Here is a 13596-nt window from a genome sequence, read left to right as displayed (position 1 = left end):
TGGTGAAAGAAGTAAGAGAGCTTTCACAGTCAACATACTGCTTAATAGAACAACCTGCGCAGACGGTGGTTTGACTCAGACTCTCTGGGATAACAAACACCGTAGAGCGGTACCAAATATGATGTTTGGTATCAATCTGTGAACCCTGACGGCGATGATAGGTAACTATCAACAATGTCAGATACAAAGAGGTGAACTCAGTGGCACTAGGTTTAGCAGCAAAAAAAGAGATCGTAGCAGAGGTATCTGAAGTTGCGTCTCGCGCTCTATCCGTTGCCGTCGCTGAATACCGTGGGATGGAAGTTGCAGAACTGACTGACCTTCGCATAAAAGCTCGTGAGCAAGGCGTATACCTAAAGGTTGTACGTAACACACTAGCTAAGCGTGCATTGGCAGACAGCAAATTTGCAGACTTAGAAAGCGCACTTACAGGTCCGCTTATCTATGGTTTCTCTATCGACGCACCAGGCGGTGCGGCACGTCTTTTTAAAGACTTCGGTAAGACCAACGATAAGCTTAACGTAACAGCACTTTCAATTGGTAGTGGTCTACTTGGTCCAGAGAAATTGGACGCAGTTGCTTCACTTCCAACTCGCGACGAAGCGCTTGCAAGACTACTTGCGACCTTCAAAGCACCAGTTGGGAAATTCGTTCAAACAATCAACGAAGTTCCTGGCAAGTTTGTGCGCGTATTGGCGGCGATCAAAGACGAGAAGTAATTTTCGTTTTTGGCATATTGATTTTTTTAACATTAAAACCCCAGGAGTTTAGAGAACATGGCTCTAACTAAAGAAGATATTTTAAACGCGATTGCTGAAATGCCAGTTATGGAATTGGTTGAGCTAATCGAAGCAGCTGAAGAAAAATTCAACGTATCTGCTGCAGCTGTTGCTGTTGCTGGTCCTGCTGCAGGCGGTGAAGCTGCTGCTGTTGAAGAGCAAACTGAATTTGACGTTGTAATGACTTCATTCGGTGCTAACAAAGTTGCAGTTATCAAAGCAGTTCGCGGCGCGACTGGCCTAGGTCTTAAAGAAGCTAAAGAAGTAGTTGAATCTGCTCCTAAAGCTATCAAAGAAGGCGTAAGCAAAGAAGAAGCTGAAGAACTTAAAACGACTCTAACTGAAGCTGGCGCTGAAGTTGAAATCAAATAATCTGATTTAATCAGATTATTTGCCTGAGACGGCAAGGCTGGTGGTTTTTTAAACCACCAGCCTTTTTGCGCTGTATAATGTGTAGAATATAACCCTGATCTACACTGTGTTAAGCGCAATTCGGACAAGACCATTAAAAAGCATAAAAATCCAACAACTTAACTAATAATTGGTTAAAAATTGTTGTATGCTGGTGAACTTGCCCGAATTAGGGTTGTGGAAGTTTGTTGCTTATTGCGCCATTTGAAACGCAGCTTTTAGCCCATAGCACGCGTTTTAAAGCATTTAGCAGCAGGTTGGGTCATAAATCAGCAGGCTGAGGAACCCATGGTTTACTCTTATAGCGAAAAGAAACGTATCCGTAAGGATTTTGGCAAACGCCCACAGGTATTGGAAATTCCATACCTTCTTTCAATTCAGCTTGATTCTTTCAAAAAGTTTATTGAGATCGACGCCGATGCTCAATACGGCTTGGAAGCAGCATTTCGTTCCGTTTTTCCAATTAAAAGTTACTCAGGTAATTCAGAGCTTCAATATGTAAGCTACCGCCTGGGAGAGCCAGTTTTTGACGTTAAAGAATGTCAAATTCGCGGCGTAACTTTCTCTGCTCCGTTAAGAGTAAAACTACGGTTAGTATTGTTTGACAAAGACGCAGCCCCAGGTACCGTAAAAGATATTAAAGAACAAGAAGTGTACATGGGAGAAATCCCATTGATGACAGAGAACGGAACGTTCGTTATCAATGGTACAGAGCGTGTAATAGTGTCACAGCTACACCGCTCACCTGGTGTGTTTTTCGATCACGATAAAGGCAAGACTCACTCGTCTGGAAAAGTGCTTTATAATGCACGCGTAATTCCATACCGTGGCTCTTGGTTAGACTTTGAGTTTGACCCTAAAGATAATCTGTTTGTGCGTATCGACCGTCGTCGTAAATTGCCTGCAACAATTATCTTGCGTGCATTGGAAATGACGTCAGAAGAAATTTTAGATACTTTCTTCGAAAAAGTTAACGTTCGCATCGACAAAGACCGTCTGATGATGGAAGTGAAACCTGATCGCCTTCGTGGTGAAACGGCTGCTTTCGATATCATCGATGGCGATGGCAATGTGGTTGTTGAAACTGGTCGTCGTATCTCTGCGCGCCACACTCGTGCATTAGAGAAGTCTGGTTTAACAGAGCTGGAAGTACCTGCTGATTATCTAATCGGTCGTGTATTTGCTGCCACTTATGTTAACGAAGACACCGGTGAAGTCATTGTAAGTGCGAACGATGAGCTTGCACTTGAGAATTTAGCTGAGCTAAGTCAAGCCGGCATAAAAGAATTCGAAACGCTTTACATCAACGAACTCGATCACGGTTCATACATTTCAGATACGCTACGTATTGATTCTTCGACAAACCGCTTAGAAGCGCTTGTTGAGATTTATCGTATGATGCGTCCTGGTGAGCCGCCGACGAAAGACGCTGCAGAAACGTTATTTGAAAACTTGTTCTTCTCTGAAGAACGTTACGATCTTTCTTCTGTTGGTCGTATGAAGTTTAACCGTCGCTTAGGCCGTGAAGAACTGATTGGTTCTGGTACGCTAGCCAAAGAAGACATCGTTTCTGTAATGAAACAGCTAATCACCATACGTGACGGTAAAGACGAAGTTGATGATATTGATCACCTTGGTAACCGTCGTATTCGTTCTGTTGGTGAAATGGCAGAAAACCAATTCCGTGTTGGTTTAGTTCGTGTAGAACGCGCTGTTAAAGAACGCCTAAGTCTTGGCGACCTAGACAACGTTATGCCACAAGATCTTATTAACGCTAAGCCTATTTCGGCTGCCGTTAAAGAGTTCTTTGGGTCGTCGCAGTTGTCTCAGTTCATGGACCAAAACAACCCATTGTCAGAAGTAACGCATAAGCGTCGTATTTCTGCGTTAGGTCCGGGCGGTCTTACTCGTGAACGAGCAGGCTTTGAGGTTCGAGACGTACATCCGACTCACTACGGTCGTCTATGTCCAATCGAAACACCTGAAGGTCCAAACATCGGTCTAATTAACTCATTGGCGAGCTTTGCGCGCACCAATGATTTTGGTTTCCTTGAAACACCATTCCGTCGCATTGTTGATGGTGTAGTGGGCGAAGAAATCGATTATTTATCTGCGATTGAAGAAGGCCAATTCGCTATCGCTCAGGCCAACATTGCGTTGACTGAAGCTGGTGAACTGGTAGACGACCTTATTCCATGTCGTCACCGTGGTGAAACAACCTTGATGCCTAAAGAAGACATCAAATACATGGATGTTTCTCCACAGCAAATCGTTTCAATTGCAGCAAGCATTATTCCGTTCCTTGAACACGATGATGCAAACCGTGCACTTATGGGTGCCAACATGCAACGTCAGGCTGTTCCTACACTTCGCGCTGATAAGCCGTTAGTGGGTACAGGTATGGAAAGAACTATCGCCGTTGATTCTGGCGTAACGGTAGTTGCTAAACGCGGTGGTACGGTAGATTACGTAGATGCGAGTCGCATCGTAATCAAAGTAGCTGAAGACGAAATGCTTCCTGGTGAAGCAGGTATCGACATCTACAACCTAACCAAATACACCCGTTCTAACCAGAACACCTGTATCAATCAGCGACCTACTTGTAGTGTTGGTGACCCAATTGTTACTGGTGACGTGCTAGCCGATGGTCCTTCGACAGACCTTGGTGATCTCGCACTTGGTCAGAACATGCGTATCGCGTTCATGCCGTGGAATGGTTACAACTTTGAGGATTCAATCCTTATTTCTGAGCGTGTAGCACAGGAAGACCGCTTTACGACTATTCACATTCAAGAGCTAAGCTGTATTGCTCGTGACACCAAGCTTGGTCCAGAAGAAATTTCTTCTGATATTCCAAACGTGGGTGAGTCTGCACTGAGCAAACTTGATGAATCAGGTGTTGTTTACATCGGTGCAGAAGTGAAAGGCGGCGACATCCTTGTAGGTAAAGTGACACCAAAAGGTGAAACTCAGCTTACGCCGGAAGAGAAACTTTTAAGAGCCATCTTTGGTGAAAAAGCGTCTGACGTAAAAGATACGTCACTACGTGTGCCTAACTCTGTTCACGGTACGGTTATCGACGTTCAAGTCTTTACTCGTGACGGCGTAGAGAAAGACAAACGTGCGCTTGAAATTGAAGATATGCAGCTTCGTCAAGTTAAGAAAGATCTTACTGACGAATTTGAAATCCTTGCGGATGGTATTTTCGCACGTGCTCAAACTGCACTAACGCGCGCCGGTGTTGAACAAGCTAAGCTTGACAGCCTGCCTCGTGAAAAATGGTTTGAAATTGCACTTAACAGCGAAGACGTACAGTTAGAGCTAGACCAAATTGCTGAACAGCATGCTGAGATCAAAGCTGACTTCGATAAGAAGTTTGAAACTAAGCGTCGTAAGATAACGCAAGGCGACGATTTAGCGCCTGGTGTACTTAAGATTGTTAAAGTTTACCTAGCGGTTAAACGCCACATCCAACCGGGTGATAAAATGGCGGGACGTCACGGTAACAAGGGTGTTATCTCTACTATTCAACCAGTAGAAGATATGCCATACGATGAAAACGGCACGCCGGTAGACATCGTACTTAACCCTCTTGGTGTACCATCTCGTATGAACATCGGTCAGATTCTTGAGACTCACTTGGGCATGGCTGCTCATGGTCTTGGGGTTAAAATTGACCGCATGATTAAAGAGCAGCGAGAGCTTGCCGAAATGCGTGATTTCTTGAAGAAAGTTTACGAACTGGGTGAAAATCACCAGGTCGTAGACATTGATAGCTTCACAGATCACGAAGTTCGTCGTCTAGCTGAGAACCTTCGTAAAGGTGTACCAATTGCTACGCCTGTATTCGACGGTGCTCGCGAATCTGAAATCAAGGAAATGTTGAAGCTTGCTGATATTCCAGAAAGCGGTCAGATTACCTTGTTCGACGGTCGTACTGGTAACTCGTTTGAGCGACCTGTTACGGTTGGTTACATGTACATGCTGAAACTGAACCACTTGGTAGACGATAAGATGCACGCTCGTTCTACTGGTTCTTACAGCCTTGTTACACAGCAACCTCTTGGTGGTAAAGCACAGTTCGGTGGCCAGCGCTTCGGTGAGATGGAAGTATGGGCACTTGAAGCATACGGTGCTGCATATACCCTTCAGGAAATGCTTACTGTTAAGTCGGATGACGTTAACGGTCGTACCAAAATGTACAAGAACATCGTCGATGGCGACCACAGAATGGAGCCTGGCATGCCAGAATCCTTCAACGTATTGCTTAAAGAAATTCGCTCGTTGGGTATCAACATCGAGCTTGAAGAAAAGTAATACGGCAATTGCCGCGTAATGTTATGAGATGGCCCGGCGCTTGCGCCGGGTTCTAGAGACTGACTCCGCTGGGAGAGTAATGTGAAAGACTTATTAAAGTTTCTAAAGCAACAGCATAAGGCCGAAGAGTTCGATAATATTCGAATCGGCCTTTCTTCACCTGACATGATTCGTTCATGGTCTTTTGGTGAAGTGAAGAAGCCTGAGACTATCAACTATCGTACGTTCAAGCCTGAGCGTGACGGTTTATTTTGTGCCCGTATCTTTGGCCCTGTTAAAGATTACGAGTGTTTGTGCGGTAAGTACAAGCGCCTTAAGCACCGTGGTGTTATCTGTGAAAAGTGTGGCGTTGAAGTTACACTGACTAAAGTTCGTCGTGAGCGTATGGGCCACATCGAGCTAGCAAGTCCAGTAGCACACATCTGGTTCCTTAAGTCACTTCCGTCTCGTATCGGCTTAATGCTTGATATGACGCTACGTGACATTGAGCGCGTGCTTTATTTTGAATCATACGTTGTAACAGAACCAGGTATGACGACATTAGAGCGCGGCCAGTTATTAAACGAAGAAGATTATCTTGATTCGTTAGAAGAGCACGGCGACGAGTTCGACGCGAAAATGGGTGCAGAAGCAGTATTTGACCTGTTAACTGTACTTGACGTTGATGCCGACGTTGCAGCAATGCGTGAAGAATTGCCTTCAATCAACTCTGAGACAAAGCGTAAGAAAATTACGAAGCGTCTTAAGTTACTTGAATCGTTCCAACAGTCTGGTAACAAGCCAGAGTGGATGATCATGACAGTACTTCCAGTATTGCCACCCGATCTTCGCCCTCTAGTACCACTAGACGGTGGACGTTTCGCTACGTCTGACCTGAACGATTTATACCGTCGTGTTATTAACCGTAACAACCGTCTTAAGCGTCTTCTAGACCTTGCTGCTCCAGACATTATCGTACGCAACGAAAAGCGTATGTTACAAGAGTCTGTTGATGCACTTCTAGATAATGGACGTCGCGGCCGTGCGATTACCGGTTCTAACAAGCGTCCACTTAAGTCGCTTGCAGACATGATCAAAGGTAAACAGGGTCGTTTCCGTCAGAACCTTCTTGGTAAGCGTGTTGACTACTCTGGTCGTTCTGTAATTACTGTTGGTCCAACACTTCGTCTTCACCAGTGTGGTCTTCCTAAGAAGATGGCACTTGAGCTATTTAAACCGTTTATTTACGGTAAGCTTGAAGGTCGTGGTCTAGCAACAACTATCAAAGCTGCTAAGAAGTTAGTAGAGCGCGAAGCACCAGAGGTTTGGGACGTACTAGATGACGTTATCCGCGAACACCCTGTGTTGCTTAACCGTGCACCTACTCTTCACCGTTTGGGTATACAAGCATTCGAACCAACACTAATCGAAGGTAAAGCGATTCAGCTTCACCCGCTAGTGTGTGCGGCGTATAACGCCGACTTCGATGGTGACCAAATGGCGGTACACGTTCCGTTGACTATCGAAGCACAGCTTGAAGCTCGTGCGCTAATGATGTCGACGAACAACATCTTGTCACCTGCTAACGGTGAGCCGATTATCGTTCCTTCACAGGACGTTGTATTGGGTCTTTATTACCTTACGCGTGACAAAGTAAACGGCTTAGGCGAAGGCATGGTATTTACCAGCCCTAATGAGGCAGAAAAAGCATACCGTACAGGTAATGCCGAGCTTCATTCTCGCGTTAAAGTACGTATTACTGAATACGACATCGATGAAAACGGCAACAAGACAGAGAAAGTAACACTGACTCAAACTACGGTTGGTCGTGCCATTTTCTCACTGATCCTTCCAAAGGGTCTTCCGTTTGAAATCATCAACCAGCCTATGGGCAAGAAGCAAATTTCAAAACTATTGAATGCTTGTTACCGTACGCTTGGTCTAAAAGATACTGTTATTGCAGCTGACCAAATCATGTATACCGGTTTCCACTACGCGATGATCGCGGGTGCGTCTGTTGGTATCGATGACATGGTAATTCCTGAAGCGAAGAAAGAAATCGTTGACGCAGCAGAAGCTGAAGTTATTGAAATTCAGGAACAGTTCCAAAACGGTCTTGTAACAGCCGGTGAGCGTTACAATAAAGTTATCGATATATGGTCAAATGCCAACGAAAAAGTTGCTAAGGCCATGATGGACAACCTTAAGACTGACATCGTAATTAACCGCGATGGCGAAGAAGAAGAGCAATCATCATTTAACTCTGTTTACATGATGGCCGACTCGGGTGCTCGTGGTAGTGCCGCTCAGATTCGTCAGTTAGCTGGTATGCGTGGTCTGATGGCTAAACCAGATGGTTCAATCATCGAGACACCAATCACGGCAAACTTCCGTGAAGGTCTTAACGTTCTTCAGTACTTCATCTCAACGCACGGTGCGCGTAAAGGTCTAGCCGATACAGCACTTAAGACAGCGAACTCGGGTTACCTAACTCGTCGTCTTGTAGACGTTGCGCAAGATTTGGTTATCACTAACGATGACTGTGGTACGTTCGGTAGCGTTTCCATGACACCACTAATCGAAGGTGGCGACGTTGTTGAACCACTTCGCGAACGTGTACTAGGTCGTGTGGTAGCAGAAGACGTGGTTAAGCCAGGTACTAGCGAAGTATTGGTTGAGCGTAATGTACTGCTAGACGAAGCGCTAGTAGACATGCTTGAAGCCAACTCTGTTGACCAAATCCAAGTACGCTCGGTTATCACCTGTGATAACGACTTTGGTGTATGTGCTAACTGTTACGGTCGTGACCTTGCTCGCGGACATATGGTGGGTAGCGGTGAATCTGTTGGTGTTATTGCAGCACAGTCAATCGGTGAACCTGGTACACAGCTTACCATGCGTACGTTCCACATCGGTGGTGCGGCATCTCGAGCGTCTGCTGAGAACAGCGTTCAGGTTAAAACGGCGGGTAGCCTTAAGCTACACAACGAAAAATCTGTACGTAACTCTGATGGCAAAATGGTTATTGTGTCTCGTTCAACAGAACTTACTGTTATCGATGAGCAAGGCCGTGAGAAAGAACGCTATAAAGTGCCATACGGTGCAGTATTGAGTGTTGATGACGGTGCGAAGATTGCAGCTGGCGACGTTGTTGCTAACTGGGACCCGCATAGTCACCCAATCGTTACTGAACGTGCAGCTAAGATTAGCTTCGCGGACATCGACGACACTAACACAGAAATGCAGCAAGATGAGCTTACTGGCCTAACGCGTATCGTTGTTAAAGATTTAACAAAGGCAAACGCAAAAGAGCCTAAGCTAATCCTTGAAAGTGATGAGTTCGGTCTTCAAGAGATTCGTCTTCCAAGCTTCACAACCATTGAAGCAAAAGAAGGCAAAGTAGCTAACGAAGGTGACGTGCTAGCGCGTATACCTCAGGAAAGCTCGAAGACACGTGACATCACGGGTGGTCTACCACGAGTTGCTGACTTGTTCGAAGCACGTAAACCTAAAGAGCCTGCTATCTTAGCGGAAATCTCAGGTACTATCGGTTTCGGTAAAGAGACTAAAGGTAAGAAGCGCTTAGTGATTACACCTGCTGAAGGTGATGCATACGAAGAGATGATTCCGAAATGGCGTCAGCTTAATGTGTTCGAAGGTGAGAAAGTGGAAAAAGGCGAAGTTATTGCCGATGGTCCAGAGTCTCCACACGACATATTGCGCCTTCGTGGTATTTCCCATGTAGCAAACTACATCGTGAACGAAGTTCAGGAAGTTTACCGTCTACAGGGTGTAAAAATTAACGATAAGCACATCGAAGTTGTTATTCGTCAGATGTTGCGTAAGTGCGTTATTACTCACGCAGGCGACACGCAGTTCCTAGAAGGTGAGCAAGTAGAAGTTTCTAACGTGAAAGTGGCAAACCGTGAAATTGAAAAACACGGTAAGATACCAGCACAGTACGAAACACAACTACTTGGTATCACTAAAGCGTCACTGTCTACTGAGTCATTTATCTCAGCGGCATCGTTCCAGGAAACAACGCGCGTACTGACTGAAGCAGCGGTTCAAGGTAAAGAAGATGATCTTCGCGGTCTGAAAGAGAACGTAATTGTTGGGCGACTTATTCCAGCAGGTACGGGTTTCGCATACCATGAACGCCGTGCTCAACAGCGCAAAGAGCAAATCGAAGAAATGTCAGTATCTGCAGCAGATGCAGAACAGGCATTGACCGAAGCGCTTAACGCTGGTGCAGACGACGATTCGGCCGAATAAGGCATGATCATAGGAGTGCGTTAACGTACTCCTAACATAATGGCAGCTTAGGCTGACAGATTTTAAGAATATTAAGTGCTTAGAGTTTGTACAGCTTGACAGTCAGGGCGATGATCATTAATATTCCGCGACCCGATTTTGGATAGCCCCGAAAAGGCTCGATAAACGGTCGCGGTTTTTTGTATCAGAGCCTGGTAAATATTGACGAGCACAATACTTACCGCAAACAGGGCGACGAATTGAAAAGTCGCATTATATGGACCCAATCACAGTGATTGGGTTTTCGTAGTTTTTAATCAGGAGCTAGTTAATGGCAACAGTTAACCAGTTAGTGCGCAAGCCACGCAGAAAGCCCGTTGAAAAAAGCAACGTAGCTGCACTGCAAGCTTGTCCACAGAGACGTGGTGTATGTACTCGTGTATATACAACTACGCCAAAGAAACCAAACTCTGCACTACGTAAAGTATGTCGTGTACGTCTAACTAACGGTTTTGAAGTTTCTTCATACATCGGTGGTGAAGGTCACAACCTACAAGAGCACAGTGTAGTACTTATCCGTGGTGGTCGTGTTAAAGACTTACCAGGTGTTCGTTATCACACAGTTCGCGGTACATTGGACTGCGCAGGTGTAAACGATCGTAGACAAGCCCGTTCTAAGTACGGCGCGAAAAGGCCTAAGTCTTAACGGTTCTCCGTTAGTAAGGCCAAACTGAAGTTTAAGAGTTTTGGGTATTCCCTGAATTCATACGGAGAATAGAAAATGCCAAGAAGAAGAGTCGTAGGTCAACGTAAAATCCTACCAGAGCCAAAATTTGGTTCACAACTGCTTGCTAAATTCATGAATGTCGTAATGCTCGACGGCAAGAAGTCAGTCGCTGAAAAAATCGTTTACGGTGCGCTAGATATTGTTGCTGAAAAAACCAGCAAAGCACACCTAGATGTATTCGAAGAAGCCCTTGATAACATCCGCCCAACGGTTGAGGTTAAGTCTCGTCGTGTTGGTGGTTCAACTTATCAGGTTCCAGTCGAAGTACGTCCAGTTCGTCGTAATGCACTAGGTATGCGTTGGATGGTTGATGCTGCACGTAAACGTGGCGAAAAGTCTATGGCACAGCGCCTAGCGGCTGAAATGATGGATGCATCAGAAAATAAAGGTTCAGCGGTTAAGAAACGTGAAGACGTTCACCGTATGGCCGAAGCAAACAAAGCGTTTGCTCACTACCGTTGGTAATCAACGTTATATAACTGAGAGAGATTTATGCCTCGTAAGACCTCGATTGAGCGTTATCGCAATATTGGTATTGTGGCTCACGTGGACGCGGGTAAAACCACGACCACAGAGCGTGTCTTGTTTTATACAGGACTGTCTCACAAAATCGGTGAAGTGCACGATGGTGCTGCTACCATGGACTGGATGGAACAAGAGCAGGAGCGTGGTATCACTATCACGTCTGCTGCTACTACTTGTTTCTGGTCTGGTATGGAGCAACAGTTCGATCAACACAGAATAAATATTATCGACACGCCGGGACACGTGGACTTCACCATTGAGGTGGAACGTTCATTACGTGTTCTTGACGGAGCGGTAGTCGTGTTCTGTGGGTCTTCTGGGGTAGAACCTCAATCAGAGACAGTCTGGCGACAGGCTGACAAATATCAAGTACCACGCCTTGTCTTCGTTAATAAGATGGACAGGGCTGGTGCTGATTTTGAACGTGTTGTGGGTCAAATCCGCAAACGTTTGGGCGCTAACTGTGTTCCGATTCAAATCAACATGGGCGCTGAAGAAGAATTCCATGGTGTCATCGATTTAATTAAGATGAAATCAATCAACTGGAATGGTGACGACATGGGTATGACATTTACCTATGAAGACATTCCGGCTGAATATTTAGAAAAAGCCGAGCAGTATCGCACTGAAATGGTTGAAGCAGCGGCTGAAGCCTCTGACGAGTTAATGGACAAGTATTTGGAAGGCGAAGCGCTAACCGAAGAAGAAATACGATTGGGGCTACGCACCCGTACGCTGAACAACGAAATTGTTCTTGCCACTTGTGGCAGTGCCTTCAAAAACAAAGGTGTTCAAGCAGTACTAGACTCGGTTGTTCATTACCTGCCTTCGCCAAATGAAGTCAAAGCGATTACCGGTATTCTTGACGACAAAGACGAAACAGAGGCAGAACGTCACCCTACAGACGAAGAGCCGTTTTCTGCACTGGCGTTTAAAATAGCGACCGACCCGTTTGTTGGCACGCTGACGTTCTTCCGCTGCTATTCAGGTGTGGTGAATACAGGTGATACTGTATACAACCCTGTAAAAGGCAAGCGAGAGCGCTTTGGTCGTATCGTGCAGATGCACGCGAAAGACAGAGAAGAAATTAAAGAGGTACGCGCGGGCGATATCGCAGCAGCGATAGGCCTTAAGGATGTCACGACGGGTGACACACTGTGCGATCCAAATAACATCATAACGTTAGAACGTATGGAATTTCCTGACCCGGTAATTTCAATTGCAGTAGAGCCTAAGTCGCAAGCTGACCAAGAAAAAATGGGCATAGCGCTTAGCAAGCTTGCTGCAGAAGATCCGTCATTTAAAGTGAAAACTGATGACGAAACGGGACAAACGATCATCTCAGGGATGGGTGAATTACACCTTGATATCATCATTGATCGTATGAAACGTGAATTTAAGGTTGAATGTAACGTAGGTAACCCTCAGGTTGCTTATCGTGAAACCCTCCGCAAAGATGTTGAAGTGGAAGGGAAGTTCATTCGTCAGTCAGGCGGCCGCGGCCAGTTTGGTCATGTATGGTTGCGCATTGAGCCTCAGGAAGAGGACTTTGGCTACGAATTTGTGAACGAGATCGTCGGTGGAACTGTTCCAAAAGAGTTCATTCCAGCGGTCGATAAAGGAATTCAGGAGCAGATGCGAAGTGGTGTTCTTGCAGGGTATCCGGTACTTGATGTAAAGGTTACTTTGTTTGACGGTTCATACCACGATGTTGACTCTTCTGAAATGGCGTTTAAGATCGCCGGCTCTATGGGTTTCAAAAAGGGCGCCGCAGAAGCAAATCCGGTGTTGCTTGAACCCACTATGAAAGTTGAAGTGACGACTCCAGAAGACTGGATGGGTGATGTTGTTGGTGATTTAAATCGTCGCCGCGGCATGATCGAAGGTATGGAAGATGGCGTAGCAGGTATTAAAATGATTCGTGCTAAAGTGCCTCTTTCAGAAATGTTTGGGTATGCGACAGACTTGCGTTCACAAACGCAGGGTCGTGCTTCATACTCAATGGAGTTTTTCAATTATTCTGAGGCGCCTAACAATGTGGCGCGGGCTATTATTGAATCTAGAATCTAATCTAAATGAAGGTTCGGTCCGGTCTATTTGTGGGTCGGACTTTTAACTTAGGAAACGAGAAAAATGGCAAAAGAAAAGTTTGAACGTACGAAACCCCATGTAAACGTGGGTACTATCGGCCACGTTGACCACGGTAAAACTACACTAACAGCAGCTATCACTACTGTTCTAGCGAAGACCTATGGCGGTTCTGCAAGTGCATTCGATATGATCGATAACGCGCCTGAAGAAAAAGCACGTGGTATCACCATCTCTACGTCACACGTAGAATATGATACTCCTGCTCGTCACTACGCGCACGTAGATTGCCCAGGACACGCTGATTACGTTAAAAACATGATCACTGGTGCTGCACAGATGGACGGCGGTATTCTAGTAGTTGCTGCGACTGATGGCCCTATGCCACAGACTCGTGAGCACATCTTACTTGGTCGCCAGGTTGGTATTCCTCACATCATCGTGTTCATGAACAAG

At 45.7% G+C, this 13596-nt stretch carries 8 protein-coding genes; all 8 read left to right on the top strand.

Annotated elements, in window-relative coordinates; translation table 11 throughout:
- Nucleotides 1-200: 200 nt before the first annotated feature.
- Nucleotides 201-719, top strand: coding sequence for a 50S ribosomal protein L10 (gene rplJ, locus AC27HD_RS13000; protein WP_032097751.1), 519 nt, complete (start codon nt 201-203; stop codon nt 717-719).
- Nucleotides 720-776: 57 nt separating this feature from the next.
- Nucleotides 777-1151: a 50S ribosomal protein L7/L12 gene (gene rplL, locus AC27HD_RS12995; protein ID WP_032097752.1), complete on the top strand. Its 375-nt coding sequence runs from the start codon at nt 777-779 to the stop codon at nt 1149-1151.
- Nucleotides 1152-1478: 327 nt separating this feature from the next.
- Nucleotides 1479-5507, top strand: a complete 4029-nt coding sequence (gene rpoB / locus AC27HD_RS12990) for a DNA-directed RNA polymerase subunit beta (RefSeq protein WP_487106397.1) — start codon at nt 1479-1481, stop codon at nt 5505-5507.
- Nucleotides 5508-5588: 81 nt separating this feature from the next.
- The gene (rpoC, locus tag AC27HD_RS12985) at nt 5589-9761 is read left to right on the top strand and encodes a DNA-directed RNA polymerase subunit beta' (protein WP_487106395.1); all 4173 of its coding nucleotides are present in this window, start codon (nt 5589-5591) and stop codon (nt 9759-9761) included.
- 310 nt (nt 9762-10071) lie between these two features.
- Nucleotides 10072-10446, top strand: coding sequence for a 30S ribosomal protein S12 (rpsL, locus tag AC27HD_RS12980; RefSeq protein ID WP_032097755.1), 375 nt, complete (start codon nt 10072-10074; stop codon nt 10444-10446).
- A 75-nt stretch (nt 10447-10521) separates the two neighbouring features.
- A complete protein-coding gene (gene rpsG, locus AC27HD_RS12975) occupies nt 10522-10992 on the top strand; it encodes a 30S ribosomal protein S7 (protein ID WP_032097756.1) in 471 nt (156 codons plus the stop codon).
- A gap of 27 nt (nt 10993-11019) precedes the next feature.
- Nucleotides 11020-13122, top strand: a complete 2103-nt coding sequence (gene fusA, locus AC27HD_RS12970) for an elongation factor G (RefSeq protein WP_032097757.1) — start codon at nt 11020-11022, stop codon at nt 13120-13122.
- Between the two features lie 63 nt (nt 13123-13185).
- Nucleotides 13186-13596: GTP-binding protein (locus tag AC27HD_RS12965; RefSeq protein WP_487106393.1), on the top strand; the 411-nt coding region annotated here is incomplete at its 3' end.

The organism is Alteromonas sp. 4NS20-0143 (assembly GCF_057542855.1).
The sequence above is the reverse complement of the archived record's forward strand: the minus strand, read 5'-3'. Positions and strand labels throughout refer to the sequence as shown.